This window comes from Streptomyces griseoaurantiacus, assembly GCF_036189845.1.
In the GTDB taxonomy this organism is placed as follows: Bacteria; Actinomycetota; Actinomycetes; order Streptomycetales; family Streptomycetaceae; genus Streptomyces; species Streptomyces griseoaurantiacus.
In genome coordinates this window covers 6,394,798-6,421,758 of sequence record NZ_CP108326.1, presented here as the reverse complement: position 1 = coordinate 6,421,758, position 26,961 = coordinate 6,394,798, and the positions used below count along the sequence as shown (strand labels likewise).

24 protein-coding genes and 2 tRNA genes are annotated in these 26,961 nt (G+C 73.1%); 11 read left to right on the top strand and 15 right to left on the bottom strand.

What is annotated here, in order from left to right; translation table 11 throughout:
• Positions 1-29: 29 nt before the first annotated feature.
• From OHB09_RS28400 to OHB09_RS28390, 3 genes are read right to left on the bottom strand one after another with little or no spacing between them, the layout of a single operon-like run.
• Positions 30-794 carry an amino acid ABC transporter ATP-binding protein gene (locus tag OHB09_RS28400; protein WP_319119305.1) on the bottom strand — a complete coding sequence of 255 codons (765 nt, stop codon included), beginning with the start codon at positions 792-794 and terminating at the stop codon, positions 30-32.
• Entirely contained in the window at positions 791-1,741 is a 951-nt protein-coding gene (locus tag OHB09_RS28395) for an ABC transporter substrate-binding protein (RefSeq protein WP_006141054.1), read from the bottom strand. The genes OHB09_RS28400 and OHB09_RS28395 overlap by 4 nt, the downstream gene beginning before the upstream one ends.
• A complete protein-coding gene (locus tag OHB09_RS28390; RefSeq protein WP_328728012.1) occupies positions 1,738-2,871 on the bottom strand; it encodes an LLM class flavin-dependent oxidoreductase in 1,134 nt (377 codons plus the stop codon). The genes OHB09_RS28395 and OHB09_RS28390 overlap by 4 nt, the downstream gene beginning before the upstream one ends.
• Positions 2,872-3,526: 655 nt before the next feature.
• Between OHB09_RS28390 and OHB09_RS28385 the strand changes: the two genes are divergently transcribed.
• Entirely contained in the window at positions 3,527-4,552 is a 1,026-nt protein-coding gene (locus OHB09_RS28385) for an amino acid ABC transporter permease (protein WP_234527346.1), read from the top strand.
• Here the strand turns inward: OHB09_RS28385 and OHB09_RS28380 are convergent.
• From OHB09_RS28380 to OHB09_RS28370, 3 genes are read right to left on the bottom strand one after another with little or no spacing between them, the layout of a single operon-like run.
• Positions 4,536-4,745 carry a 4-oxalocrotonate tautomerase family protein gene (locus OHB09_RS28380; protein ID WP_006141051.1) on the bottom strand — a complete coding sequence of 70 codons (210 nt, stop codon included), beginning with the start codon at positions 4,743-4,745 and terminating at the stop codon, positions 4,536-4,538. The two genes, OHB09_RS28385 and OHB09_RS28380, sit on opposite strands and share 17 nt — an antisense overlap.
• A gap of 57 nt (positions 4,746-4,802) precedes the next feature.
• Complete coding sequence (locus tag OHB09_RS28375; RefSeq protein ID WP_319119303.1) at positions 4,803-5,708, bottom strand: SDR family NAD(P)-dependent oxidoreductase; 906 nt, start codon at positions 5,706-5,708, stop codon at positions 4,803-4,805.
• The gene (locus OHB09_RS28370) at positions 5,705-6,463 is read right to left on the bottom strand and encodes an SDR family oxidoreductase (RefSeq protein ID WP_006141048.1); all 759 of its coding nucleotides are present in this window, start codon (positions 6,461-6,463) and stop codon (positions 5,705-5,707) included. Before OHB09_RS28370 ends, OHB09_RS28375 begins: the two co-directional genes overlap by 4 nt.
• 77 nt (positions 6,464-6,540) lie before the next feature.
• Here OHB09_RS28370 and OHB09_RS28365 point away from each other — a divergent pair, with 77 nt between their 5' ends.
• Positions 6,541-7,413, top strand: a complete 873-nt coding sequence (locus tag OHB09_RS28365) for a helix-turn-helix transcriptional regulator (protein WP_191851759.1) — start codon at positions 6,541-6,543, stop codon at positions 7,411-7,413.
• A 347-nt stretch (positions 7,414-7,760) separates the two neighbouring features.
• Here OHB09_RS28365 and OHB09_RS28360 read toward each other — a convergent pair whose 3' ends face one another.
• A complete protein-coding gene (locus OHB09_RS28360) occupies positions 7,761-8,870 on the bottom strand; it encodes a mechanosensitive ion channel family protein (protein WP_328922746.1) in 1,110 nt (369 codons plus the stop codon).
• A gap of 356 nt (positions 8,871-9,226) precedes the next feature.
• Between OHB09_RS28360 and OHB09_RS28355 the strand changes: the two genes are divergently transcribed.
• Both OHB09_RS28355 and OHB09_RS28350 read left to right on the top strand, forming a co-directional pair.
• On the top strand, positions 9,227-11,446 hold the full coding sequence (locus tag OHB09_RS28355; protein WP_191891502.1) for an NADP-dependent isocitrate dehydrogenase: 2,220 nt from the start codon (positions 9,227-9,229) through the stop codon (positions 11,444-11,446).
• 147 nt (positions 11,447-11,593) lie between these two features.
• Positions 11,594-12,130, top strand: coding sequence for an NUDIX hydrolase family protein (locus OHB09_RS28350; RefSeq protein ID WP_006141042.1), 537 nt, complete (start codon positions 11,594-11,596; stop codon positions 12,128-12,130).
• Between the two features lie 95 nt (positions 12,131-12,225).
• Here the strand turns inward: OHB09_RS28350 and OHB09_RS28345 are convergent.
• Both OHB09_RS28345 and OHB09_RS28340 read right to left on the bottom strand, forming a co-directional pair.
• A tRNA-Pro gene (locus tag OHB09_RS28345) sits at positions 12,226-12,299 on the bottom strand.
• Positions 12,300-12,392: 93 nt separating this feature from the next.
• Positions 12,393-13,454 (bottom strand): LacI family DNA-binding transcriptional regulator, encoded by a 1,062-nt coding sequence (locus tag OHB09_RS28340; protein ID WP_191851760.1) that lies wholly within the window; start codon positions 13,452-13,454, stop codon positions 12,393-12,395.
• 165 nt (positions 13,455-13,619) lie between these two features.
• On the opposite strand from OHB09_RS28340, the gene OHB09_RS28335 reads away from it, so the two are divergent.
• The 3 genes from OHB09_RS28335 (at position 13,620) to OHB09_RS28325 (ending at position 16,683) form a co-directional block, all read left to right on the top strand.
• Positions 13,620-14,792, top strand: a complete 1,173-nt coding sequence (locus OHB09_RS28335) for a phytanoyl-CoA dioxygenase family protein (RefSeq protein ID WP_328922745.1) — start codon at positions 13,620-13,622, stop codon at positions 14,790-14,792.
• Positions 14,793-14,834: 42 nt separating this feature from the next.
• The gene (locus OHB09_RS28330) at positions 14,835-15,614 is read left to right on the top strand and encodes an SDR family oxidoreductase (protein WP_167795265.1); all 780 of its coding nucleotides are present in this window, start codon (positions 14,835-14,837) and stop codon (positions 15,612-15,614) included.
• Positions 15,615-15,675: 61 nt separating this feature from the next.
• Entirely contained in the window at positions 15,676-16,683 is a 1,008-nt protein-coding gene (locus OHB09_RS28325; RefSeq protein WP_093599676.1) for a Gfo/Idh/MocA family protein, read from the top strand.
• On the opposite strand, the gene OHB09_RS28320 is transcribed toward OHB09_RS28325, so the two are convergent.
• Together OHB09_RS28320 and OHB09_RS28315 are read right to left on the bottom strand one after the other, a co-directional pair.
• On the bottom strand, positions 16,652-17,875 hold the full coding sequence (locus OHB09_RS28320) for a hypothetical protein (RefSeq protein ID WP_167794693.1): 1,224 nt from the start codon (positions 17,873-17,875) through the stop codon (positions 16,652-16,654). The two genes, OHB09_RS28325 and OHB09_RS28320, sit on opposite strands and share 32 nt — an antisense overlap.
• 413 nt (positions 17,876-18,288) lie before the next feature.
• A tRNA-Pro gene (locus OHB09_RS28315) sits at positions 18,289-18,362 on the bottom strand.
• 107 nt (positions 18,363-18,469) lie between these two features.
• Here OHB09_RS28315 and OHB09_RS28310 point away from each other — a divergent pair.
• Positions 18,470-19,018 carry a DUF309 domain-containing protein gene (locus OHB09_RS28310; protein WP_319119299.1) on the top strand — a complete coding sequence of 183 codons (549 nt, stop codon included), beginning with the start codon at positions 18,470-18,472 and terminating at the stop codon, positions 19,016-19,018.
• A gap of 76 nt (positions 19,019-19,094) precedes the next feature.
• Positions 19,095-19,865: a precorrin-6A synthase (deacetylating) gene (cobF, locus tag OHB09_RS28305; RefSeq protein ID WP_006141031.1), complete on the top strand. Its 771-nt coding sequence runs from the start codon at positions 19,095-19,097 to the stop codon at positions 19,863-19,865.
• A gap of 19 nt (positions 19,866-19,884) precedes the next feature.
• On the opposite strand, the gene OHB09_RS28300 is transcribed toward cobF, so the two are convergent.
• Together OHB09_RS28300 and OHB09_RS28295 are read right to left on the bottom strand one after the other, a co-directional pair.
• Positions 19,885-20,643: a cobalt-precorrin-6A reductase gene (locus OHB09_RS28300; RefSeq protein WP_328922744.1), complete on the bottom strand. Its 759-nt coding sequence runs from the start codon at positions 20,641-20,643 to the stop codon at positions 19,885-19,887.
• A gap of 28 nt (positions 20,644-20,671) precedes the next feature.
• Positions 20,672-21,445, bottom strand: coding sequence for a sulfite exporter TauE/SafE family protein (locus OHB09_RS28295; RefSeq protein ID WP_006141029.1), 774 nt, complete (start codon positions 21,443-21,445; stop codon positions 20,672-20,674).
• A 219-nt stretch (positions 21,446-21,664) separates the two neighbouring features.
• Here OHB09_RS28295 and OHB09_RS28290 point away from each other — a divergent pair, with 219 nt between their 5' ends.
• Positions 21,665-22,159, top strand: a complete 495-nt coding sequence (locus tag OHB09_RS28290; RefSeq protein WP_006141027.1) for a Dps family protein — start codon at positions 21,665-21,667, stop codon at positions 22,157-22,159.
• A 274-nt stretch (positions 22,160-22,433) separates the two neighbouring features.
• Positions 22,434-24,707: a catalase gene (locus tag OHB09_RS28285; protein ID WP_319119297.1), complete on the top strand. Its 2,274-nt coding sequence runs from the start codon at positions 22,434-22,436 to the stop codon at positions 24,705-24,707.
• Positions 24,708-25,008: 301 nt separating this feature from the next.
• On the opposite strand, the gene OHB09_RS28280 is transcribed toward OHB09_RS28285, so the two are convergent.
• Both OHB09_RS28280 and OHB09_RS28275 read right to left on the bottom strand, forming a co-directional pair.
• On the bottom strand, positions 25,009-25,191 hold the full coding sequence (locus OHB09_RS28280; RefSeq protein WP_006141025.1) for a hypothetical protein: 183 nt from the start codon (positions 25,189-25,191) through the stop codon (positions 25,009-25,011).
• Positions 25,192-25,377: 186 nt separating this feature from the next.
• The gene (locus tag OHB09_RS28275) at positions 25,378-26,907 is read right to left on the bottom strand and encodes an FAD-dependent oxidoreductase (RefSeq protein ID WP_328922743.1); all 1,530 of its coding nucleotides are present in this window, start codon (positions 26,905-26,907) and stop codon (positions 25,378-25,380) included.
• Positions 26,908-26,961: the final 54 nt, after the last annotated feature.

The window sequence follows — 26,961 nt, the reverse complement described above, 5'->3', positions numbered from 1 at the left end:
GGACGGCCCGGCCCCGTCGAGGCCAGGGGTCAGAGGACCTTGGAGAGGAAGGCGCGGGTGCGTTCGTGGCGGGGTGCGTCCAGGACGGCCGCGGGCGGCCCCTGTTCGACGACGACCCCGCCGTCCATGAACACCACGGTGTCGGCCACCTCGCGGGCGAACCCGATCTCGTGGGTCACGACGATCATGGTGGTGCCGCTGCGGGCCAGGTCCTTGATGACGTCGAGGACCTCGCCGACCAGCTCCGGGTCGAGCGCCGAGGTGGGCTCGTCGAAGAGCAGCACCTTGGGTTCCAGGGCGAGCGCGCGGGCGATGGCGACGCGCTGCTGCTGCCCCCCGGACAACTGGCGCGGATAGGCGTCCGCCTTCTCGGCCAGCCCGACCCGCTCCAGCAGGCGGTGGGCGGTCTCCCGCGCCTCCTCGCGCGGGCGGCGCAGCGCGGCGACGGGGGCCTCGACCAGGTTCTCCAGCACGGTCAGGTGCGGGAAGAGGTGGAAGTTCTGGAAGACGAAGCCGATGTGCGTGCGCTGCCGCAGTACGTCCTTCTCCTTGAGTTCGTACAGCTTGTCCCCGGAGCGGCGGTAGCCGATGAGCTCACCGTCGATGCCGATCCAGCCGCCGTCGACCTTCTCCAGGTGGTTGATGGTGCGCAGCAGCGTGGACTTGCCCGAGCCGCTGGGGCCGAGGATCACGGTGACCTGGCCGGCGTGGACCGTCAGGTCGACGCCCCGCAGCACGTGCAGCGGGCCGAAGCTCTTGTGGACCCCGTGGACGTCCACCATCACCCCGCTCATGTGTGCTCGGGCGGGTTGATGCGGGAGGCGTCGATCGCTGAGCCGGTGGTGCCCCATTTGTCGAGGATCCGGGCGTAGGCGCCGTTCTTGATGAGCGTGTTGACGGCGGCCCGGAAGGCCTTGGTGAGCGGGGAGTGCTTCTTGAACGTGAAGCCCACGTCGAGCCGGTGGTACTCCCCGAGGAAGGCGGTGCCGGAGGCGGGCTGGGCCGCCTGGTGGCGCAGCCCGTTGATGGTCGACATGATCACGTCGATGCGTCCCTGCTGGAGCGCGGTGAGCGTGGCGGCGTTCTCGGAGTACACCTTCACGTCGTAGGGCTTCCTGCCCGCCTTCGCACACACGTCCTTCTCTGCGGCGAGGGTGGTCTCGAAGGTGGTGCCGGCGCCGGTTCCGATGGTCAGGCCACAGAGCTGGGTGAGGTCGGTGACCTTCTTCTTGAGCGTGGTGCTGCCCTTCTTCACCGCGAAGCCCTGGCCGTCGTCGATGTAGGTGACGAAGTCGATGGTCTTCAGGCGGGCGGTGGTGACGCCGAAGTTGCCGGTGCCGAAGTCGTACTTGCCGCTGCCCAGGGCGGGCAGGATCGTCTCGAAGGAGGCGTCCTGGCGCTGCAGCCGCACGCCGAGCACCTTGGCCACGGCGTCGGCGAGGTCGATGTCCTGCCCGGCAGGCGCCTTGTCCGGCCCGTTGGGGTAGTAGGCGCCGGGTGGCGCCCCGATGGCGCTGCCGACCTTGAGCGTGCCCGCCTTCCGTACGGCGGCGGGGAGAAGGGCGGCGACGGAGTCCACCTTGCGCACGGCGGCGACCGGGTCGTCGGTCGGGGCGGCGGAGGCGCCCGCGCCGACGGCGGCCGTGCCGACGGTGTCACCGGAACCGCAGGCGGTCAGGGCAAGGAGCGGCAGCGCGGCCAGGACCGCGAGGGCGCGCACCCGGGTGCGGGGCGCGTTCATCCGCCCACCACCGCGAGGTTGTGGGTACCGCGGGGGGTCCGTGCGGCGTCGCGTTCGGCGACCTTCTCGCGGACGAGCGGGATCACGTACCGGCCGAAGTCGACGGCGTCCTGCAGCAGGTCGTAGCCGCGGGCGGAGAGGATGTCGACGCCGAGGTCGTAGTAGTCGAGGAGGGCCTGGGCGACCGTCTCGGGGGTGCCGACCAGGGCGTTGGAGTTGCCGGCGCCCCCGGTGGCGGCGGCGGTCGGGGTCCACAGGGCGCGGTCGTAGCGCTCGCCCGCCTCGGCGATGGCGAGCAGCCGCTGCGAGCCGGCGTTCTCGGGCTCGGCCGTGTACCGGCGGCGGCCGAGCGGTTCGCCCTTCGCCCGGCGTTCCTTGATCGCGCCGACGGTGCGGTGGGCCTTCTCCCAGGCCGCCTGCTCCGTGGGGGCGATGATCGGCCGGAACGCCACCTGGATGCGCGGGGGGTGCAGGCGTCCGGCGACCTTCGCCGCGGTCTTCACCGCCTCGATCTGCTGGGCGGTCCTGGCGAGCGGCTCCCCCCACAGGCAGTAGATGTCGGCCTCGGCGCCCCCGGCGGCGTAGGCGGCGGGTGAGGAGCCGCCGAACGAGACGTCGGGGCGGGGCTGTTGGACGGGGAAGACGTCGCTGACGAAGTCGTGGAAGCGGTAGTGCTCGCCCTCGTGGTCGAAGGGCTTGCGGGTGGTCCAGATCTTCTTGACGATCTCGATGTACTCATGGGTGCGGGCGTAGCGCTGGTCCTTGGTGAGGGTGTCGCCCTCGCGGCGCTGCTCGTGGTCGTTGCCGCCGGTGATGAAGTGCACGGTGAGCCGGCCCTCGCTGATCCGGTCCAGCGTGGCGAAGGTCTTCGCGGCGAAGGTGGGGTACGACACGTTGGGCCGGTGGGCGAGCAGGATGCCGAGGCGGTCGAGCCGGCTCGCGATGTACGCGGCGGCGGGCGCGGGGTCGGGGGAGCCGGAACCGTAGGCGAACAGCACCCGGTCCCAGCCGTGCTCCTCGTGGGCGGCGGCGAGGCGGAGCGTGTACTCCTTGTCGAAGGCGGGGCCGGAGCGCGGGGTGGTCTCGGAGCCGTCGTTGGTGGCGGCGATGCCGAGGAACTGCACGGGCATGACGGTGGCCTTTCACGGGTGACCGTGTGCGGGACACGACGGAGGGAGCCGCGCACACGTGTCAGGTGACGGTGCGTCGGACGAGGTGGGAGGGTGAGCCGTTCACCGCCGGCGCGTGGGCGCGGGCGGTTCGGTGCGGGTGTGACGACGACGGGCGTCGGGGTGGCGAGGGGTGCGGCGGCAGCGCACGCTGAGGGGAGGGAGACGGCCCGCGTCGGGAGAGCCGGCGGACGGGGTCCGGGATCTCACCGAGGGAGGGAAGGGCCGCTCAGAGGGCCCGCTGCCGAGTCAGGCGCAACACGCGGCCGACCACACTCGACCGAAGTCGATGTGGTCGCGCGAGACCAAACGCTGCTGGGCATCCATGCGATTAATTGAGCAGTGCGTTTCGCCGTACGTCAAGCGCCGTTCGGATGGCGGACCGGCCACCCGGCCACGGCGGACGCCCTGTTGACACCCGCGTGCCCGGGGCACTTACGATCGACGGCGGATGGGCTCCGCCGTGTGCGGGCCTCGCCGGCCGCGTTGAGGGACGCGGCGACCGTGACGACGTCGGACCCCGGACGCACCGGACCGCGCGGCGCCCGCCGTGCTTCTCCGCGCGTGCCCCGGGTGGTCGTCCACGCCAGCGATCCCTCCCCGGAGAGGCCTTCCGATGCTCACGCCTTCCGACGTCTCCGTTCCCGCCGCCGGCTCTCCCGGCCCGGACACCGCACGACGACCGCCCCGGTCCGGGGCCGACGGCTCCGGTTCCCCGCGGATCGTGCCGCGCCGGCATCCCGGCCGCCTGCTCGCCGCCGTCCTCGCACTGCTCGCGTGCGTGATGCTGGTCAACTCCGTCGTCCGCAACAAGGCGTTCCAATGGGACGTCGTGGGGCGCTACTTCACCACCACCGCCGTGCTCGACGGGCTGCTGCTGACGCTGTGGCTGACGGGGGCGGTGATGGTGCTCGGCTTCCTGCTCGGCACGGTCCTCGCGGTGATGCGGCTGTCCGCCAACCCGGTGCTGCGCACGCTGAGCTGGGGCTACGTGTGGATCTTCCGGTCCACTCCGCTGCTGGTGCAGCTGCTGTTCTGGTTCAACATCGGCGCGCTGTACCCGACGCTCGGCCTGGGCGTGCCGTTCGGCCCGCAGTTCGTCACCGTCAAGACGGTGAACCTCCTCGGCCCCACCCTGACCGCCGTGATCGGCCTGACCCTGCACGAGACCGCCTACGCCGCCGAGGTGGTGCGCGGCGGCATCCTGTCCGTGGACCCCGGGCAGACCGAGGCCGCGCAGGCGCTCGGTCTGAGCCGGCGCCGCACGCTGCGCCGGATCGTCGTGCCGCAGGCCATGCGGTCCATCGTGCCGACCGCCGGGAACATGCTGATCGGCACGCTCAAGGGCACGAGCATCGTCAGCGTGCTGGCCGTGCACGACCTGCTGTACTCGGTCCAGCTCGTCTACAACCAGACCTACCAGGTCATCCCGCTGCTGATGGTCGCCACCCTCTGGTACATCGCGGTCACGACGGTGCTCGGTGCCGGACAGTTCTACGTCGAGCGGTACTACGCGCGCGGCGACGCCCGGGCGCTGCCGCCCACCCCGCTGCAACGGCTGCGGGCCCTCCCGGCGGACATGCCGGGGGCCCGGCACGCCGGTGCCGGGCCCCTCGGGCGGTGGGTCAGGACTCGCCGTTGAGCATCGCGGCGGTCAGGACGGTGCCGCCGATGCCCCAGCCGCCGTCGGTGACCTCCTCCACCAGGACGAGGGTGCCCTGGCGGGCGCGCTCGCCGTAGATCTCGGCGTAGAGGTCGGTGGTGCGGTCGACGATCTTCTTCTTGTCCTCCTGGCTGAGGGTGCCGGCGGGAACCTTGAAGTTGGCGAAAGGCATGGCTGTGCTCCTTGGTACAGGTGGTGTGTTGCTGGTGTGTGCTGGTGTGTGTGCTGGTCAGAGGCTCGCGCCCGGCGTGAGGAGTTCCTCGATGCCGATGCGGTGGAAGAACTCGGCGCGGACGCGGTCGTAGACGGCGGAGACCACCTCGCTGCCGTCCCGGCTGGGGTCCACGTGGGTGCGCAGGGGGCGCGTGCCGTGCGGCAGGCCGAGGACGCGGACGATCTCCCCGGCGACCTCGTCCGCCTCGCGCCCGGGCGGGAAGATGCCGCTCAGTGCGCCGGGCATGGCCTCGCGGAGCCGGCCGTAGGCCTCCTCGTACTCCGCCGCCCGTGCCGTGTCCGCGGGGGTGCCCGCGTGCGCGAAGTGATTGGTGCCGCTCGGGTAGGCCCCGGGGATGACGAGGGTGGTCTCGATGCCGTACTTGATCACCTCGGCGGCGTAGCTCTCGGCGAGCGCGTCCATCGCGGCCTTGGCGGCGAAGTAGGGGGCTAGGAAGGGCGGGTGGCCGCCGCGGGTGGAGGAGGAGCCCACCCACAGGAGCAGTCCGCGGCCCTGCCGGCGCATCATCGGGAGCACCGTGCGGTTGACCCGCTGGGTGGAGAGGACGTTGATGTCGTAGACGTCGGCGAGCTGCTCGGGGGTGAACGCCTCGACCGGCCCGAGGACCATGTGGCCGGCGTTGTGGACCACGGTGTCGAGGCGTCCCCGTTCGGCCTCGATCCGGGCCACGGCGGCATCGACGGACTCCTGGTCCTGTACGTCCATCTCGACCGCCGTGACGTGCAGCCCGCGCTCCGCGGAGAAGGCGTCGAGGTCGGCGACGGCGGGGGCGTTGCGCCCGGTGGTGGCGCGCATGCCGGCGTAGACGTGGTGCCCCGCCTCGGCCAGGGCCCGTGCCGTGAGGTTGCCGAAGCCGCTGGACGCGCCGGTGACGACCACGACCTGGGCGGGGCCGCTCATACCATTCCTCCGTTGGCGCGCAGGATCTGCCCGTTCACCCAGCGGCCCTGGGGTCCGGCCAGGAAGGCGACCACCCCGGCGATGTCCTCCGGGGTGCCGAGCCGCTCAAGCGGCGGGACCTTGGCGAGCCGCTCGACGTCCTCCTCCGTCTTGCCCTCCAGGAAGAGGTCCGTGGCCGTGGGGCCGGGGGCGACCGTGTTCACGGTGATGTCCCGGCCGCGCAGCTCGCGGGCGAGGATGAGGGTCATCGCCTCGACGGCCCCCTTGCTGGCCGCGTACGCGCCGTAGGAGGGGAACTGCGTCCCCACCACGGAGGTGGAGAAGCCGACGAAGGCACCGCCCGCCCGCAGCCGGCGCGCGGCCTGCTGGGCGACGACGAAGGTGCCGCGGATGTTGGTGCGGTGCAGGGCGTCCAGGACGGCCAGGTCGAGTTCGGCGACGGGGGCCAGGGCCATCCGGCCGGCGCAGTTGACGACGACGTCGACCCCGCCGTACTCGCGCTCGGCCCGGTCGAACAGCGCGGCGACCTCGTGCTCGTCCGCGACGTCGGCCCGCACCGCGATCGCCCGTCCGCCCTCGGCGGTGATCCCGGTCACCGCCTCCTTGGCCGCGCCCTCGTCACCGGCGTAGTTCACCACCACGGCCAGTCCGTTCCGGGCGAGTTCCCGGGCGACCGCACGGCCGATGCCGCGGGAGCCGCCGGTGACGACCGCGACCCTGGTGGTCTGCTGCTGGGGTGTGGTGTTCGTGTCCATGCCTCCAGCGTGCGCGCCCCCGGCCGGCGGAACCAGGGGATGCCATCCCCTGTGTCCCGGCCCCCTCCGCGCCCACAATGGACGACATGGGTTCTGTGAAGTACACCGAGCTGGGAGCGTTCCTCCGGTCGCGGCGGGCGCGCATCAAACCCGGCGACGTGGGCCTCCCGGCGGGGCCGCGGCGTCGGGTGCCCGGCCTGCGGCGGGACGAGGTCGCCCAGCTCGCCGGGGCGTCCGTGGACTACTACAACGAGCTGGAGCGGGGGGCGGGCTCGCAGCCCTCCGAGCAGATGATCGCGGCCCTGGCCAGGGCGCTGCGGCTGAGCGCCGACGAGCGCGACCACCTGTACCACCTGGCCGACCGGCCGGTGCCGCCGGACGCGGGTGCCGTCTCGCACGTGCATCCCGGCATGCTGGACCTGATCCAGCGGATGCCCTCGACCCCGGCGCAGGTCATCACCGACCTGCACGTCACCCTCGTCCAGAACCCGCTCGCGGTGGCCCTGCTCGGGGACCAGAGCGGCTTCCGGGGCGCCCGGGCGAGCTTCGTGCACCGGTGGTTCACCGAACCCGGGGCGCGGGGGATGTACCCCGAGGAGGACCACGCGGTCCAGTCCCGGTCCTTCGTGGCCGACCTGCGGGCGGCCGCCGCCCGGCGGGACGCGAGGGACGGTGAGGCCCGGGACATGATCCGCGCGCTCCTCGACCTCTCCCCCGAGTTCGCCCGGCTGTGGGAGGAGCACGACGTGGCCTTCCGGCGCAAGGACCGCAAGCGCCTGGTCCACCCGGTGCTCGGCCTGCTGGAGGTCAACTGCCTCAACCTGTTCAGCGAGGACGGGCGGCAGCGCCTGCTGTGGTTCACCCCGGCGGTCGGCACGGAGAGCGCGAACCTGCTGGAGCTGCTGGGAGTGGTGGGGACGCAGGAGCTGACCGGGGGCGGGGCGGGCTGAGGAGAGCGGGCGGGGCGCCGACGCGGGCCCGGGCGCCGGGTGCCGCCGACGCGGGGCCCGGGCACCGGGTGGCGGGACGCCGACATCGGACGCCGGACGCACCGGACGTCGGACGCCGGACGCCGGACGTCGGACGTCGGACGTCGGACGCCGGACGCCGGACGTCGGACGTCGGACGTCGGACGTCGGACGCCGGACGCCGGACGCCGGACGCCGGACGCCGGACGCCGGACGCCGAAGGGGACGCTCGGCCCCTCCCCGGCCATCGCCCCCGTCCGGTCAACGGCCCCCACCGGCCGTCGGCCACTTCCAGCCGTCGGCCACTTCCAGCCGTCGGCCACTCCCGTTCAGTGGCCCCTGCCCGTCGTCCCCTCCGCCGCCGGCCGCCCCGCCCGCTGCTGCGGGAGCCCGACCAGACCCGGCTCGGGCGCCGGGCCCTGCAGCGCCACCGTCCGGGTCGGCGCCGGGATCCGGATGCCCTCCCGCTGGTAGCGCGCGTGCAGCCGCTTGATGAACTCGTGCTTGATCCGGTACTGGTCACTGAACTCGGCCACCCCGAGGATCACCGTGAACCCGATCCGCGAGTCCCCGAAGGTGTGGAACCGCACCGCGGGTTCGTGCTCGGGCAGCGCGCCCGTGATGCCGGTCATCACCTCGGCGACCACCTCCAGGGTGACCCGCTCCACGTGCTCCAGGTCGCTCTCGTACCCGACACCGACCTGCACCAGGACGGTGAGGTCCAGCTCGGGCCGGGTGAAGTTGGTCATGTTCGCCTTGGCGAGCTGCCCGTTGGGGATCACGACCAGGTTGTTGGAGAGCTGGCGGACGGTCGTCTGCCGCCAGTTGATGTCGACGACATACCCCTCCTCGCCGCTGCTCAGCTTGATGTAGTCGCCGGGCTGGACGGTCTTGGAGGCGAGGATGTGGATGCCCGCGAACAGGTTGGCGAGGGTGTCCTGGAGGGCGAGCGCGACGGCCAGGCCGCCGACGCCCAGCGCGGTCAGCAGGGGCGCTATCGAGACGCCCAGTGTCTGGAGCATCACCAGGAAGCCGATCGCCAGCACCACCACCCGGGTGATGTTGACGAAGATCGTGGCCGAGCCGGCCACACCGGACCGGGACTGGGTGACCGCCTGCACCAGACCGCTGATCACCCGCGCCGCCGTGGCCGTGGCGACGGCGATGAGCAGCACGGTCAGCGCCTGGTCCACGTGGTGGCCCACACGGCTGGTGAGCGGCAGCACCGCGGCGGCGGCCGCCACCCCGCCGGCGACCGCGGTCCACGGCACGATGGTGCGCAGGGCGTCCACGACCACGTCGTCGCCGCGCCAGCGGGTGCGTCCGGCGTGCTTGCCCAGCCAGCGCAGCAGCAGCCGCAGCAGGAAGCCCGCGAGCAGCCCCGCGGCCAGGGCGATCCCGGCGACGACGAGATCGTCCAGAGTGAGCGCCCGGGTCACCGCTCGCCTCCGGGGGTGAGGGGTGCGGCGGCGGGTTCCGCCGACGGCCGGATGAGGGATTGCGTCACGTGCCACCTGCTCGGATCTCGGATGCGCGATACGCCACCGGCGGGCGGGAGGCACGCCGGGCGCGAGCGCTCATCCTGCCGCATCCGGCTGCCGGTCCGTCAGCCGGGAGTGACGCGTGGGGCGTTGACCGGCCACGGAGGAGAATGAGACGCCGCTCACACTCCTCCCGGGGCGGGGGACGGCCTCCCCGGCCCCCGGCCCCCCGTGCCGTCCCGCCCCGTCACGAGATATCTTGATGTCAAGCAATGTCGCAGACGAAGACGTGGACGTGGAGCGGAGCAAACCCGGTGACTGACTCGACCATCATCTACACACACACTGACGAGGCCCCTGCCCTGGCAACGCATTCGTTCCTGCCGGTGATCCGGGCGTACGCCTCGCAGGCGGGTGTCGCCGTGGAGACCCGCGACATCTCGCTGGCCGGGCGCATCATCGCCGTCTTCCCGGAGTACCTGAACGAGGACCAGCGCATCCCCGACGCGCTGACGGAGCTGGGCGAGCTGGCCAGGACCCCGGCCGCCAACATCATCAAGCTGCCGAACATCTCGGCGTCCATCCCGCAGCTCAAGGCCGCGATCGCCGAGCTGCAGGCCCAGGGCTACGCGCTGCCGGACTACCCGGACGACCCGAAGAGCGACGAGGAGCGGGAGATCCGCACCCGCTACGACAAGGTCAAGGGCTCCGCCGTGAACCCGGTGCTGCGCGAGGGCAACTCCGACCGCCGCGCCCCCGCCTCGGTGAAGAACTACGCCAAGACCCACCCGCACCGCATGGGCGCCTGGTCCTCGGACTCGAAGACCAACGTCGTCACGATGGGCGCCGACGACTTCCGCTCGACCGAGAAGTCCACCGTCATCGCCGAGGACGGCAGCCTGCGCATCGAGCTCAAGGGCGACGACGGCTCGACGACGGTGCTCCGCGAGTCCGTGCCGGTCCTGGCCGGCGAGGTCGTCGACGCCTCCGTGCTGCGGGTCGCCGCGCTGCGCGAGTTCCTCACCGCGCAGATCGCCCGCGCCAAGGCCGAGGGCGTCCTCTTCTCCGTGCACCTGAAGGCCACGATGATGAAGGTCTCCGACCCGATCATCTTCGGTCACGTGGTGCGCGCCTTCTTCCCCAAGACGTTCGCGAAGTACGGCGAGACCCTCGCCGGCGCCGGTCTCACCCCGAACGACGGTCTGGGCGGCATCCTCAAGGGCATCGAGAACCTGCCCGAGGGCGCCGAGATCAAGGCCTCCTTCGACGCCGAGCTCACCGAGGGCCCGGCGCTGGCCATGGTCGACTCCGACAAGGGCATCACCAACCTGCACGTCCCCTCCGACGTGATCATCGACGCCTCGATGCCGGCCATGATCCGCACCTCCGGCCACATGTGGGGCCCGGACGGCCAGGAGGCGGACACGCTCGCCGTCATCCCCGACTCCTCCTACGCGGGCGTCTACCAGGCCGCCATCGAGGACTGCCGGGCCAACGGCGCCTACGACCCCTCGACGATGGGCTCCGTCCCGAACGTCGGCCTCATGGCGCAGAAGGCCGAGGAGTACGGCTCCCACGACAAGACCTTCGAGATCCCGGCGACCGGCACCGTCCGCCTGGTCGACCAGTCCGGCGAGGCCGTGATCGAGCTGGCCGTCTCGGCCGGTGACATCTTCCGCGCCTGCCAGACCAAGGACGCCCCGATCCGCGACTGGGTCAAGCTCGCCGTCACCCGCGCCCGCGCCACCGGCGACCCGGCCGTGTTCTGGCTGGACGAGGACCGCGCCCACGACGCGCAGCTCATCGCCAAGGTGAAGCAGTACCTGCCGGAGCACGACACCGAGGGTCTGGACATCCGCATCCTCACCCCCGTCGAGGCGACGAAGCTGTCGGTGGAGCGCATCCGCCGCGGCGAGGACACCATCTCCGTCACCGGCAACGTGCTGCGCGACTACCTGACCGACCTGTTCCCGATCCTGGAGCTGGGCACCAGCGCCAAGATGCTGTCGGTCGTCCCGCTGATGGCGGGCGGCGGCCTGTTCGAGACGGGCGCGGGCGGCTCCGCCCCCAAGCACGTCCAGCAGCTCGTCAAGGAGAACTACCTGCGCTGGGACAGCCTGGGCGAGTTCTTCGCCCTGGTGCCCTCGCTGGAGAAGTACGCCGAGGTCACGGGCAACGCGCGGGCCAAGATCCTCGCCGACGCCCTCGACCGCGCCACGGCGACCTTCCTCAACGAGGACAAGTCCCCGAGCCGCCGCGTCGGCGGGATCGACAACCGCGGCAGCCACTTCTACCTGTCGCTGTACTGGGCGCAGGAGCTGGCCGCGCAGAGCGAGGACGCCGGCCTCGCGAAGGCCTTCGCCCCGCTGGCCGAGACGCTCGCCGCGAACGAGTCCACGATCGTGGAGGAGCTGGCCGCGGTCCAGGGCAAGCCGGTCGACATCGGCGGCTACTACCAGCCGGACGTGAAGAAGGCGGCGGCGGTCATGCGCCCCTCGGCCACGTGGAACGAGGCGCTGGCCTCGCTGGTGTAACGGTGTGGGAAGCCCCGCGCCCCCGGTCGGGGGTGCGGGGCTTTTCCGCGCCGCCCCCGCGCCACCCGCTCTCGCGGGGTGGTGGGCCGGGGCGGCCGGGTGGGCGGTCCGCTCCCCCTCGGAGCTGCGGCTGAGTATGATCGGCCAATGTCCGACACGACCGAAACCACGCCCGGCTGGCTGTCCTCCGACGACCTCGAGCAGGCGCGCGCCCAGATGCCGATCCTCTACGTCGAGGCGGTACCGGTCCGCGTCGACGACAGCGGTGAAGTCACCAGCATCGGACTGCTGCTGCGCATCGGCCCCGACGGAACGGTCAGCCGCACCCTCGTCTCCGGGCGCGTCCTGCACCACGAGCGCGTGCGGGACGCGCTGCTGCGGCACCTGGAGAAGGACCTCGGCCCGGTGGCCCTGCCCCGGGTCCCCGCCTCGCTGCAGCCCTTCACCGTCGCCGAGTACTTCCCGACGCAGGGCATCACCCCGTTCCACGACCCGCGCCAGCACGCCGTGGCCCTCGCCTACATCGTCCCGGTGACGGGCGACTGCCGGCCCCGGCAGGACGCGCTCGACCTGGTCTGGTTCAGCCCCCAGGAGGCCGCCTCCGCGGTGGTGCAGAACGAGATGCCCGGCGGCCAGGGCATCCTGCTCAAGCAGGCGCTGGCCCACGTGGGCTGCGCGGTCTAGGACCCGCACGGCACACAGGACACGGCACGACACGGCATACGACGAGGCCGGGGCGGCTCCGCTGAGCCGCCCCGGCCTCGTTCTCGTCCTGACCGTCGGGACGACAGGATTTGAACCTGCGACCCCTTGACCCCCAGTCAAGTGCGCTACCAAGCTGCGCCACGTCCCGGTCACGTGCGACGCGGGTCACCCCGCGTGATCACGCAGGTCAACCCTACCGTACGGGTGCGCCACGCCCCAATTCCCGGCCGTGGGCGCCGGCTCAGCCGGGGCCGCCCGCCGGGGCGCCGGCGGTGTCCCCGGTCTCCGGCGGCATGTTGTACGGGGTCACCACCTGGATCGCCGAGGGCCGCACGGGCCCGGCCGGCGGCAGCGCCCCGTGGGCGCGCAGGACGATCCGGCAGGCCTGGCGCATGTCCTGGCGCAGATCGTGGTGGAGGACGGCGGAGATCCGGTGCGCGGCCAGCAGGCGGGTGTTGTCCTGGTCGAGGTCGTGCGCGAGGAACACCGCGCACTCGCGGCCCGCCGCCTCGAACGCCTCCAGCGTGGCCACGTTGCCGCCGCCGATCGAGTAGACCGCGCGGATCTCCGGATCGCGGGCGAGCGCGTCCCGGACGAGACGGTACTGGGCAGCGTCCAGCCCCTGCCCCTCGTCGATCTCCACCAGCGCCCGCCGGGGCCGCAGCCCGCGCATGATGCCGCGGAAACCCATCTCGCGCTCCTCCTCGTTGCGCATGAAGCCGCTGCTCAGGCTGATCAGCACGCTGCCGGGGCGATCGCCGAGCCACTGCGCGGTCAGATAGGCGGCCGTCGCGCCGGCCGCCCGGTTGTCGATGCCGACGTAGGCGAGCCTGCCGGTGGCGGGCAGGTCGGTCGCGAGGGTGACGACCGGGACGCCGGCCGCCACGAGCCGCGCGACGGCGGCGGTGACCTCGGGCACGTCGGGTGCCTTCAGCAGCACACCCTGGGAACCGCGTCGGGCGATCCGGTCCAGGGTGGCGACGAGCTCCCGGACCGGCCCCGTCTCGCGCAGATGGAAGCGGCAGCGCAGCACGGCGGGCTGCAGCAGCGGCAGTTCGGCCTCCAGTGCCTCGCGCACGGCGGAGGAGAACCGTTCCGGTGCCTGCATCACGATGTCGATCATGAAGCTGCGGCCGACCAGTCCGACCTGTGTCCGCTGCCGGTCGAGCTCGGTGACGGCCCGGTGCACCGCGCGGGCGGTTCCCGGACGCACTCCCCCGCGCTCGTTGAGGACGCGATCGACGGTGGCCTCGCTGAGCCCGGCCTGGCGGGCTATCTCGCGCAGCGGGTAAGGGTGGGCCATGTCGGGGTCCTCCCAGGGGTTCGCCAGGGATCCGGTAGGGGTCGGCTCAGGGACGGTTGAGGGGTTTTTGAGGGGTCTCTGCTGGTTGCCCGAGGGGTCGGGGCTCCTCAGAATGACAGTGATCGGGCGTCCCGTCGCCCCTCGGCCAGGAAGGAAAGGACGCCGATGTCCCACGCCACTCCCCTGCGCGGCTCGTGGCTGTCCGAGCAGGACTGCGACCTCGACGCCTTCCGTGCCCTGGTGGAGCGTGCCACCGACCCGGCCGACCACCCCCACGCCGCCGAGGTGGTGGACGACGTCCCCTTCTACGAGGGCGAACGGCTGCGCGCCGCCGGGGAGGCCGAGCGGCGGGCGGTGGCGGAGGAGGTGGTCCGGGCCCTGACCGACGGGCCGGGGGTCGCCGTCTTCCGCGGCGCCTTCCCGGACGCCCCGGTCGTGGACAGGGCCACCGCGGCCTTCGAGGCGCTGATCGAGGCGCAGCGCGCGGCCGGCACCGTCGCGGGCGACCATTTCGCCGCGCCGGGCGCCAACGACCGGGTGTGGAACGCGCTGGAGAAGCTGGCCCGGCAGGACCCCGAGGCGTTCGCGGACTACTACGCCAACGAGGTCCTCGCGCTGGTGTGCGAGGCGTGGCTGGGCCCCGGCTACCAGATCACCTCGCAGATCAACCAGGTCAACCCCGGCGGCGCCGCCCAGTCCCCGCACCGCGACTACCACCTGGGCTTCCTGTCGGCCGGGGCCGCCGGCGCGTACCCCGCGCACGTGCATCGCCTCTCCCCCGTACTCACCCTGCAGGGCGCGGTGGCGCACCGCGACATGCCCCTGGAGTCGGGGCCCACGCTCTACCTGCCGTACTCGCAGCGCTACGAGCCGGGCTACCTGGCCTGGCGGCTGCCGGAGTTCCGCGCCTATTTCGACGCCCACCACGTGCAGCTCCCGCTCGCGAAGGGGGATGCCGTTTTCTTCAACCCGGCGCTGTTCCACGCGGCCGGCACCAACCGCTCGGCGGACGTCCGGCGCATGGCGAACCTGCTGCAGATCTCCTCGGCCTTCGGCCGGGCCATGGAGAGCGTGGACCGCGAGGCCGTGGTGAACGCGGTGTATCCGGTGCTGCGGGAGCGGAAGGCGGCGGGCGCGGACGAAGCCTGGCTGGACCGGGTCGTCGCCGCCTCGGCCGAGGGCTACCCCTTCCCCACCAACCTGGATCTCGACCCGCCGGTCGACGGGCTCGCCCCGCCCTCGCAGGCGGACCTGGTCCGGCGCGCGATACGCGAGGAGTGGACGCCGCAGGCGCTGCGCGAGGCGCTGACGGCCGCCGCGGGGCGCCGCCGGAGCTGACTCCTTGCGCAGCGACAAGGGACCGGGAGAGAGGAGGGACGCATGGGCGGGCTGCTGGACGGCAAGGTCGTCCTGGTCAACGGCGGCACCCAGGGCGTCGGCGCCGCCGTCGCCCGGGCCGCCGCACGAGAGGGCGCGATCGTCACGGTCACCGGCCGCCGGGCGGAGCCGGGCGAGGCCCTGGTCGCCGAGCTGACCGCCGCCGGGGCGAGGGCCGCGTACGCCCGGGCCGACCTCGCCGACGCGGAGCAGGCCGGCGCGAGCGTGACCCGGGTGGTGGCGGCGCACGGCCGCGTCGACTGCCTGGTCAACGCCGCCGGGCTCACCTCGCGCGGCACGCTCCTCGACACCACGCCCGAGCTGTTCGACGCGCACCTCGCGGTCAACCTCCGGGGGCCGTTCTTCGCGATGCGGGCCGCCGTGGCCGACATGGTGGCGCGCGGGGCGCCCGGCACGATCGTCAACATCGGGTCGAACTGCGCGCACGGCGGGCCGCCGCACCTGGCCGCCTACTCCGCCGCCAAGGCGGGGCTCGCGGGGCTGACCCGCAACGCGGCCCACGCCCACCGCTGGGACCGCATCCGGATCAATACGCTCAACATCGGCTGGACGGCGACGGAGGGCGAGGACGCCACCCAGCGGACCTTCCACGGGGCGGGCGAGAACTGGCGCGAGGAGGCCGGCCGGCGGCTGCCCATGGGCAGACTCGGTGACCCCGCCGAGATCGCCGAGTTCGTCGTCCTGCTGCTGTCCGACCGCTCCGGCGTGGTCACCGGGTCGGTCCTCGACTGGGACCAACAGGTCCCCGGCGGACAGGACTGAGACACGCAACCACGGCCGGCCGCGGGCGCGGCGCGGCCGGGAACGAGACGAGAGGCAGCACATGCGCATCGGCATCATGGGGCTCGGACGGATCGGCGCGTTCCACGCCGAGACCCTCTCCGCCCTCCCGGTGGTCGACTCCCTCGTGGTCACCGACCCGTACGCGGCGGCCGCCAAGCGGGCCGCCGAACGCTTCGGCGCCGAGGTGGCGGACACCCCGGAGGCGGTCCTGGCGGCCGGCGTGGACGGCGTGGTGATCGCCGCGGCCACGGACGCCCACCCGGAGCTGCTGCTCGCGGCGGTGCGCGCCGGGGTGCCCGTGTTCTGCGAGAAGCCGGTCGCGCGCACCATGCGGGAGGGCACGGAGGTGCTCGCGGCGGTGCGGGAGGCCGGGGTGGAGATCCAGATCGGCTACAACCGCCGCTTCGACGCCGGTTTCGGCGCCGCCCGGGAGGCGGTCCTGCGCGGGGAGCTGGGGCCGCTGCACACCGTGCGGTCCACGACGCTGGACCCGGCGCCGCCCCCTGCCGCGTACATCGCCGCCTCCGGCGGCATCTTCCGCGACTGCGCCGTGCACGACTTCGACATCATCCGCTGGGTGACCGGCCGCGAGGTCACCGAGGTGTACGCCACCGGCGGCAACCGGGGCGCCGCGTACATCAGGGAGGCGGGGGACGCGGACACCACCGGCGCGCTGCTCACGCTGGACGACGGCACCCTCGCGGTGGTGTCCAACAGCCGCCACAACGCCCGGGGTTACGACGTCCGCATGGAGTTGCACGGCTTCGAGGACAGCATCGCGGTCGGCCTGGAGGACCGGCTGCCGCTGCGGTCCGTGGAGCCGGGGGTGTCGTTCCCGGCGGGGCTGCCGTACGACTTCTTCATGGACCGCTTCGCCGAGGCCTACCGCCGCGAACTGGCCGCGTTCACCGAGGTGGTGGCCGGCCGGCGGACCTCACCGTGCACGGTGCGGGACGCGCTGGAGGCCGGCTGGATCGCGGAGGCGTGCACACTGTCGCTGGCCGAGCACCGGCCGGTCACGCTCGCGGAGGTGCGGCGGGAGGCGTAGCGGAGGCTCCGTCGGCGGCGTCCTCGGGGGCGGTTCCCGGGGCGGCCGCCGCCGCGCCGCGCAGGGCGGTGATGCAGCTCCCGATCGCCTGCTGGAGCTCCTCCAGGCGGGTCAGCATGTCGTCCTCATAGAGCGTGCTCAGCTCCTCGGCGTCGTCGAAGGTGAGTTCCTCGAAGACCTTCGTCGCCTTCTGGAGGCTGCTGTAGAACTTGGTGCGGCGTTCGGTCAGGTGCAGTTCGGGGTCGGCCTCCACGGTCCGCACGACGAGTTCGCGGACGGTGTCGTAGGCCTCCGAGGTCCACTGCCCGGCGTCCTCGTCCTCGTCCAGCTCGTCGAGCAGCGACAGGTGCCGCTCTGCCTCCTGGCGCAGCTCGACCGGTGCCTCGATGGTCTGCCCGGCAGGGGTCCTGACCTGGCCCTCCTCGGCGATCCGGCGGACGTAGCCGAGACGTCCGGCGACCTGGTTCTCGGCGGCGACGGCCTTCTTCAGCTCGTCGGTGCGGGCGATGTCACGGGCGAGTCCGGTCTGCAGGGCCGGGTCCTCGCGCAGCCGGTCGAGCAGCGCGGCGCGGGCGGTGTGCGCGGTGGCCGGGTCGGCGAGGATCGCGGCCCGCAGCGCGGTGGGGTTCTCCGCGACCTCCAGGGCCTTGGTGGGCCGGATGCCCTCCGCCTCGGCGGCGGCGGTGATCGCGGTGCCGCGCACGGAGCCGGCGCTGTTGCGGGAGCTGTAGTAGGACGTCCAGACGTCGGCCTCGGGCAGGTCGATCTCCTGGCCGGGGGCGAGCGCCTCGAACTGCGGCACGAGCCCGTCGTCGGCGGCCGTGTCCCACGCCCTGTAGTGGCGCATGACCCGCTCCGGCGAGCATCCGGCCAGCTCCGCGAACCGCTTCGCGGACACCTTCGCGCTCTCCCCGGCCGCCTGCCCGCCGGGCCGCACGCTGCGGGCGACCTTGAGCGCGAAGGCCCAGCCACCGGTACGGGCGTACTCCCCGAAGTCCCGCGCGTCCCGCAGTACGGACGCGGGCACCTCGCCGGGTTCGCCGTCCGCGAGGTCGTCGCCGGCCGCCGCGCCGACTGCCAGTCCCTCCGCCTCGGGACCCCCCGCCTCCGGCCCCTCCGCCTCGGGCGTCTTTGCGGCGGGCTCCACCCACACACCACCGCCAAGGAGGGAGTCCTCGGTCACTGCTGTCACGGTCGACTCTCCAGGCACTGACGACACTCCAGGCACGCTCGTCTTCGAAGGATCCGAACCAGCAGCCTAAGGGCTGTCCCGTAATCCCTGGTGGATCAGCGTGCGGCGTCAGATGCGGTGCATCGCAAGGCGGAGGGCGTCCGCATACTGGACGTATGCGGACGTTCCGACAACGCGGCGAGGTGCCGTAGCTGTCGTCGCACGCCCGCCAGGGATCACGGGACGGCCCTTGGGCCCTGCTTGCTATCTCCCCTCGCGGCGGCCCCGTGCCGGGGACCGGGGGCAAACGCTCCCGGGCCGTGCACTACGGGAGCTGAACGCGCGGCGGTGGCCCGGCGACAGGTGCCGGTCACGCGTCGAGGGGCGGTCCCGGATCGCTCCGGGACCGCCCCTCGCTCTGCGACTCTCACAAGTCGGGACGACAGGATTTGAACCTGCGACCCCTTGACCCCCAGTCAAGTGCGCTACCAAGCTGCGCCACGTCCCGTTGCGCGTCGTGCGGGGAGACCGCGCGTTCGCGCGTGGAGCACTCTACCGTACGCCGGACGCCGTCCCGCGTGGGGTGGGCGGTGGGGCGTGCGGGACAATCGGGGCATGAGCGGGACATCCGGAGGACGCACGGACGACGGCCGGGAGCGGGACGAGGCCCGGGACCGGGACGCCGAGGGGCGGGCGCGGAACGCACGGCCGCGGGACGGGCTGGGGCGGCCGCTGCCGTACGGCGCCGAGGGCGTGCCCCGGCAGCCGGAGGGGATCGTACGGGAACCGGAGCGGTCGGTCGCGGAGGCGCAGGCGCTGCTGGACGCGGGCCGGCCCTTCCACGCGCACGAGGTCTTCGAGGACGCGTGGAAGAGCGGTCCGGAGGAGGAGCGCGGGCTGTGGCGAGGGCTCGCGCAGCTCGCGGTCGGCCTCACCCATGCCGCCCGCGGCAACGCGAGGGGCGGCGCCCGGCTGCTGCGGCGCGGCGCGGGGGCGGTGGAGGAATGGCGGACCCACGACGGGGGCCCGGCCGCACCGCACGGTCTCGACCTGCCCGGACTGGTCGTCTGGGCGCGGGAGTTGGCAGCCGGGGTGGAGCGCGGCGGCGAGCCGGTCGACGCGGCGGCGCGGGCCCCCCGGCTGCGGGGCGGGGCCGGGACCTGAGCCCGCACGGAGCCGGGACCTGAGCCCGCGCGGAGCCGCCGCACGCGGGGACGGCGGCGTGCGGCAGACTCGGGGCGTGCGAGAGATTCATGTCATCGGCATCGGAGCGGGCGACCCCGAGCAGCTCACCCTGCAGGCGGTCAAGGCGCTGAGGAGCACCGACGTGTTCTTCCTCCTGGACAAGGGCGAGGTGAAGGCGGATCTCGTGGGGCTGCGCCGCGAGATCCTCGACGCGCATCTGCCCGAGGGCTCGTACCGGCTGGTCGAGGTCCGGGACCCGGAGCGCGACCGGTCGGCCGGCGGCGCCGGCTACTCCCCCGCCGTCGGCGACTGGCGCAGCGCCCGTGCCGACATCTACGAGCGGCTGCTGCGCGAGGAACTCGGCGAGCGGGAGCGCGGGGCGTTCCTGGTCTGGGGCGATCCGGCCCTGTACGACAGCACGCTGGGCATCCTGGAGGAGGTGCGGGAGCGGGGGAACGTGGCGTTCGGCTACGACGTCGTCCCCGGCATCAGCAGTGTCTCCGCGCTGGTGGCCCGCCACCGCACGGGGCTGAACCGGGTGGCGCGCCCGGTGCAGATCACCACGGGCCGGCGTCTCGCGGAGGGCTTCCCCGAGGGGGTCGACGACGTGGTGGTGATGCTCGACGCGCACCAGGCGTTCCTGCGCCACGCGCAGGACGACATCGACATCTACTGGGGCGCGTACATCGGCACCCCGGACGAGATCCTGGTCTCCGGCCCCCTGGCGGAGAAGGCCGACGAGATCGTCCGGCTGCGGGCGGAGGCGCGGGAGCGCAAGGGCTGGATCATGGACACGTATCTGCTGCGCAGGCGGCCCGGCGCGTAGGGCGCCCCCGCCCCGCCGTCTACAGGACGCCGAGCAGGCCCAGCCTCGCCACGGCGCCCGCCACGTCCTCGACGGCCGTCACGCCCGCCGGGAGTGCCGGGCGCCGGACGAGGACGACCGGGAGGCCGAGCCGCCGGGCGGCGGTGAGTTTGGGGGCCGTGGCCGAGCCTCCGCTGTCCTTGGTGACCAGGAGCTGGACCTCGTGGCGCCGCAGCAGCGTCAGCTCGTCCTCGTGGGTGAAGGGACCCCGGGCCAGGAGCACCTCCGTGCGGACGGGCAGCGGAGGCCCGGGCGGCTCCACCGACCGTACGAGGAAGTGGTGGTGGTCGAGGTCCGCGAAGGCGGCGAGACCGAGGCGTCCGGTGGTCAGCAGGACCCGGCGCGGGGCGAGTCCGGCCAGCGTCCGGGCCGCGGCCGCGAGGGAGGGCACCGGGAGGTGGCGGTCCTCCGGGGCGGGGGGCGGGAAGCCGGGGCGCCGCAGGAACACGGCGGGCACGCCGGTGTCCGCGGCGGCCCGTGCCGCATGGGCGGTGATCCGTTCGGCGAAGGGGTGGGTGGCGTCGACGAGTGCGTCCACGGCGTGCTCGCGCAGCCAGGCGGCGAGCCCCTCGGCCCCGCCGAAGCCGCCGAGGCGCACCCGCCCGGGGAGGGCGCCGGGGCGGGCGACCCGCCCCGCGAGGGAGGTGGTCACCCGCAGGCCGGGACGGGCGGCGAGCACGGCGGCGGCGAGTTGCCGGGCCTCGGTGGTGCCGCCGAGGATCAGGACGTGCGGGGGCATGCCGGGGAGCGTACGTGCCCGCCCGGGCTCACCGCACCAGCAGTTGCACACCGCCCACCACGGTCGCGGCGATCACGAGGCGTTCGAAGAGGCGCTGGTCGATGCGGCGGGCGGCCCACTTGCCGAGGAGGGCGCCGGGGACGACGAACACCACGAGTGCCGCGTCGAGCAGCAGCGAGGGGCCGTCGATCAGGCCGAGGCCGACGCTGAAGGGCACCTTGGCGATGTTCACGATCAGGTAGAAGAACGCCGAGGTGCCGAGGAAGCCGAGCTTGCGGAAGCCCGCGGAGAGCAGGTACAGCGACATCACCGGGCCGCCCGCGTTGGCGACCATGGTGGTGAAGCCGCCGAGGGCGCCGTACGAGCGCGCCTTGACGCGGCCGCCCCGGGTGACCACCTCCTCCGGGTCCCTCCCGCGCTCGGCGGTGCGCCGGCGCCACACCGTGACCGCCGACATGAGCAGCAGGATCGCGCCGATCGACACCCTCACCATCCCGTCGCCGGCCCACACCAGGAACCCGGTGCCGAGGACGACGCCGACCGCCACCGCGGGGAACAGCCGCCACAGGGTGGGCCAGTGGGCGTGCCGCCGGTAGGTGAGGACGGCGAGGACGTCGCCGGCGATGAGGAGGGGCAGCAGTACGCCGGTCGAGGCGCGGGCCGGCAGTACGACCGCGAAGACCGCCAGGCTGACGGTGTTGGCGCCGCTCACCGCGGTCTTGGAGAAGCCGACGAGCGCGACGGCGGCGGCGAGCGCGGCGAAGCCCCAGGGGCTCAGGTGTGAAAGCGAGATCGTGTCCATGCGGCAACCGATGCTATGCCGCTCCCACCTGGCGCGTAAGGAGTATCTCGCCTTTCGGTCCTTATCTCCCCGGCGGGCCCTGACGGGTTTCCGGCGGGGGGTGGTGGGCACCCGCGTGAGCGTGGGGCGGACACGCGGGACGTCCGAGACGCCAGGGCCCGCGGGGACGCCGGCCCGAGGACAAAGGACCCGAGGACACTAGACAAGGAGAACCGCGGCATGACCGTAGTGAAGAGCACGCTCCCCGACGACGCCCGTCGGGTGGCAGGGGACGCCCTCCAGCAGACGCTGGTGGATCTGCTCGGCCTCTCGCTCGTGGGCAAGCAGGCCCACTGGAGCATCGTCGGGCCCCGGTTCCGTTCCATCCACCTCCAGCTCGACGAGGTCGTGGACAGCGCCCGCGCCTTCTCCGACACCGTGGCCGAGCGCGCCGCGGCGATCGGCGTGGCACCGGACGGCCGGCCGGAGACCATCGCCGCCTCGTTCAGCCTGGGCGGTCCGAAGGTCGGCTGGGTGCGCGACTCCGAAGTCGTCCAGGTGATCGTGGACGCGCTGGAGTCGGCGATCCGGCGGCTGCGGGAGCGGATCGAGACCACCGAGAAGGCCGACCCGGTCACCCAGGACCTGCTGATCGCCATCACCGCCGATCTGGAGAAGCAGCGGTGGATGTTCGACGCGGAGAACTACCCGCACGAGGAGGGCGACGAGGGCTGACTCCCCTCGCCGGGCGGGACGTGTCGGTCCGAGGGACCGTCACGACGCGCGGTCCGCCACGGCTCTCCCGTGGCGGACCGCGCGTCGTGATGCGAGGGGCCGCATCGGCGGGCCCGGCAGCCGGATCGGCAAGCCCGGACAGCCGGGTCGGCAAGCCTCGGCAAGGGGCCGACAATCACACGAACGCACGCGTTCGACACCTGCTCCCCCGGGTACTCAGGCGGCTCCGCCGCGCAGTGAGGCACGGCGCGTACAGAACCACCGTGGGAGTGCGATGACTGAGAAGAACCCCGTGCGGGCTTTCGCGGAGAAGGCGGCCGACGTGCTCCGCGGCGACGGGCCTCCCGAGGGGGTGCCGGGCCGGCCGGCCCCCGAGACCCCGTCCCTCGCGGAGCCCACCGAGCCCAGGGAGCCGCTGCCGCCCAAGCCGGACCAGGGCGCGCCGGAGACGGTCAGCCCCACCGGGCGGGCCACCGGCGCCGATCCGAGGACGCGCGCGCAGCACGGCGCCCACCTGACCACGGCTCAGGGCGCCCGGCTGTACGACACCGACCACTCCCTCAAGGCCGGCCCGCGCGGCCCCGTCCTGCTGCAGGACCACCATCTGCGGGAGAAGATCACCCACTTCGACCACGAGCGCATCCCGGAGCGGGTCGTGCACGCGCGGGGTGCCGCCGCGCACGGCGTCTTCAAGGGGTACGGCACCGCCGCGAGCGTCACGAAGGCGGCCTTCCTCGGCAAGGACGTCGAGACGCCGGTGTTCACACGGTTCTCCACCGTGCTCGGCTCGCGCGGTTCGGCGGACACCGTGCGCGACACCCGGGGCTTCGCGACGAAGTTCTACACCACCGAGGGCACCTTCGACCTGGTCGGCAACAACATCCCGGTCTTCTTCATCCAGGACGCGATCAAGTTCCCGGACGTCATCCACGCCGGGAAGCCGCACCCGGACCGGGAGATCCCCCAGGCGCAGAGCGCGCACGACACCTTCTGGGACTTCGTCACCCTGCACACCGAGGCGACCCACCACACCCTGTGGAACATGTCCGACCGGGGCATCCCCCGCTCGTACCGCATGATGGAGGGCTTCGGCGTCCACACCTTCCGGCTGGTCGACGCGAAGGGTGCCACGACGCTGGTGAAGTTCCACTGGAAGCCGAAGCTGGGCGTGCACTCCCTGGTGTGGGAGGAGGCGCAGATCGCGGGCGGGGTGGACCCCGACTTCCACCGCAGGGACCTCTACGACGCGATCGAGGCGGGCGCGTACCCGCAGTGGGAGCTGGGCATCCAGACCTTCCCCGACAACCCCGAGCAGACCTTCGAGGGCATCGACCTGCTGGATCCGACGAACATCGTCCCCGAGGAGCTGGCGCCGGTGCAGCCGATCGGGCTGCTGACGCTGAACCGGAACCCGACGAACTTCTTCGCGGAGACCGAGCAGGTCGCCTTCCACCCGGGTCATCTGGTGCCGGGCATCGACGTCACCGACGACCCGCTGCTGGCCGGGCGCCTGTTCTCCTACCTGGACACGCAGATCACCCGGCTCGCCGGGCCCAACTTCGGGCAGATCCCGATCAACCGCCCGCACGCCGAGGTCAACGACATGCTGCGGGACGGCTTCCACCAGCAGGCCGTGCACACGGGCGTGGCCCCGTACCGGCCCAACTCCCTCGACGGTGGTTGCCCGTTCACGGCGGGCGCCGACGAGGGGGCGTTCGTCGAGACGCCGGTGACCGTGCCGCAGGGGAAGAAGGTCCGTGAGGCCCCGGAGACGTTCTCGGAGCACTTCAGCCAGCCGCGCAGGTTCTGGCGGAGCATGAGCCCGGTGGAGCGGGAGCACATCGTGGCCGCGTACACCTTCGAGCTCGGCAAGTGCTACGAGCAGTCCATCAAGGAGCGCGGACTGCAGGTGCTGGCCAATATCGACCCCGAGCTGTGCGCGCCGGTCGCCGCGGGGCTCGGGCTGCCCGCGCCGGAGCCGACGGTGGCGCTGGAGGAGGTCGAGCCCAGCCCGGCCCTCTCCCAGGTGGGTGGGGACTGGCCGGCCGACGGCCGCCTGATCGCCATCGTCACCGACGGGCAGGGCGACCTGGACGGCGTGCGCGCGGTACGGCAGGCCGTCCTCGACGGCGGCATGGTGCCGCTGGTCGTGGCCCCGGCGGGCGGCAAGCTGGACGCCGAGGGGGCCGACCCGGTCACCGTGCAGCGCACGTTCACCACCGCCCGGTCGATCGAGTTCGACGCGGTGCTGCTCGCGGGGGTGCCCGGCAGGGGCGCCGACGCCCTCGGCGCCAGGGACGCGAAGGCAGGGGAACCGGCCTCCGGAACGGCCACGGACCCCCGGGTGCTGCTGTTGCTGGACGAGGCGTTCCGGCACGGCAAGGCGATCGGTGTCTGGGGCGGGGGCGGCACGGTGCTCGAGGCGGCGGGCGTCCCCTCGGGCGCCCCCGGTGTGGTGAGCGCCGACAGCGGCCCGGAGGCGCTGGCCGAGGTCACGCGGCTGCTGGCCACCCACCGGGTGTGGGAGCGTTTCACGGCCGCGGGCTGAGCACGCCTGCACGGCAGCCCCCCGTCCCCTGTTCACGAGGGGACGGGGGGCCGCCTTCGTCACGCACGGACGAGGCCGCGCACACACCGAGGGACCACGGACGAGGCCGCACACGCCGAGGGACCACGGACGAGGCCGCGCACACGCCGAGGGACCACGGACGAGGCCGCACACGCCGAGGGACTACGGACGAGGCCGCACAGACCGAGGGGCCGGAGCGACGGTCCGCCAACCGCCGCTCCGGCCCCTCTACCTACCCCTGTTTCCGTGATGGTCTACGTGGGCCCCTGTTCCTCGGCCCTCAGTCCTCGCCCCGGATGATGTTCCCCTCGGTCTCCCGGACCGATTCCGGCCCGTGGCGCTCGCCGCGCTCCTCGACCGCCGGCACACAGGTGCGTACGCCCTTGCCCCGCACCTGCCTGGCCTTGGCCCAGCCGGTTTCGAGTCGATCGGCGACGCAGGTGTCACTGGTGTGCGCGGTCACAGCGAGTCATCTTCCTTCTTCGTCCTGGAGAGCGGAGAGCTGGAAAGTACGGTAAGCACCTTTTCGCCGGTGCTTGTGAGGTCGGGTGCCCTTCGCCCGCGGGCCGAAACCCCGGCGAGGGAACCCCGGCGACGTAACCCCGACGACAACACTCCGACACTCCGGCGAGGGCACCCGGTGCCCCTCTCACAACTCCCTGCGTTCCAGCGGCCGCACGGCCGGCCCCTGCACGACTTCGCCGTCGGTGCCGAAGCGGGAGCCGTGGCAGGGGCACTCCCAGGCGCGTTCGGCGCGGTTGAAGGCGACCAGGCAGCCCAGATGCGTGCAGCGCGCGGAGAGGGCGTGCAGGACGCCGGTCTCGTCCCGGTACACGGCGGTGCGCTTCCCGCCGACCTGGACGATCGCCCCGTCGCCCGGGGCGATCTCCTCGACGCCGGGACCGGTCATCGAGGTGAGGCGGTCGCCGACGAAGTGGCGGGCCACCTTGGCCTGGTTCTTGAGGAACTCCCCGCCCTCGCGGGCCACGGAGGCGAGGCGCCGGGGGTCGTACAGCCCGCTCCACGCCGGGGTGCGTCCGTCGATCAGATCGGCGAGCAGTCTGCCCGCCATGACACCCCCGCTCAGCCCCCAGCCGCCGAACCCGGTGGCCACGTAGGCGTGCCGGCTGCCCTGGTGCAGGGGGCCGACGAGCGGCACGGTGTCCGTGGAGTCGTTGTCCTGGGTGGCCCAGCGGTGGGTGACACGGAGGTCGCCGAAGGTGCGTCCGGCCCATTCCGTCAGCCGGGCGAAGCGCTCCTCGACGTCCACCCCGGAGCCCGGGGTGAAGTGCTCGCCGGTGATCACGAGGAGGCGCTCGCCGTCCGTGTACGGGGCGGTCCGCACCGAGCGGGTGTTCCCGTCGGGCGTGAGGTACATGCCGCGCGGGGCGGCCTCGGCCTCGATGGGCGCGGTGATCACGAGTTCGCGGCGCGGGGTGAGCCGGGTGAACAGCAGCGCGCGGTCGAAGACCGGGTAGTGCGTGGCGACGACCACCTCACGGGCCCTGACCTCGGTACCCGCCTCGGTGGTCAGGACGCAGGGCTCGCCCTCGGTGAGGCCGGTGACCCGGGTGTTCTCGTGGAGAGTGCCACCCCGGCGGCGGATGTCCTCCGCGAGCGCCCTCAGGTACTTCACCGGGTGGAACTGCGCCTGACCGGTGACCCGGACGGCGCCGGCGACGGGGAAGGGCAGGTCGGTCTCGGTGGTGAACGCGGCGGGCAGCCCGGCCTCGCGGGCGGCCTCGGCCTCCGCCCGCAGTTCCTCGACGCGGCCCTCCTCCTGGGTGAAGGTGAAGGCGGTCGCCTCCTCCCATTCGCACTCGACGCCCAGCTCGGAGGCGATCTCCCCGGCGTGCCGGACGGCCTCGTACTGGGAGCGGGCGTACAGCCCGGCGGCCTCGGGGCCGCGGGTGCGGCGCAGCTTCTCGTAGACCAGCCCGTGCTGGGCGGTCAGCTTCGCCGTGGTGTGCCCGCTGACCCCGCCGGCGAGCCGGCCGGCCTCGAGGACCGCGACGCGGTGACCCTCGCGGGCGAGTTCCCAGGCGGTGCTGAGCCCGGCGATGCCGCCGCCCACCACAGCGACGTCCACCGTGAGGCCGTCCTCCGGCGGCGGTCCGGGTTCGCCCGCGGGGGCCGTCTCGAGCCAGTACGACCGGTGAAGTGCTGCCTGCTCGTCCATGTGACCCCAGGTTCCCCGCGCTCCCGGGGCCACACCGCGCGCCCTTCGGCGCCG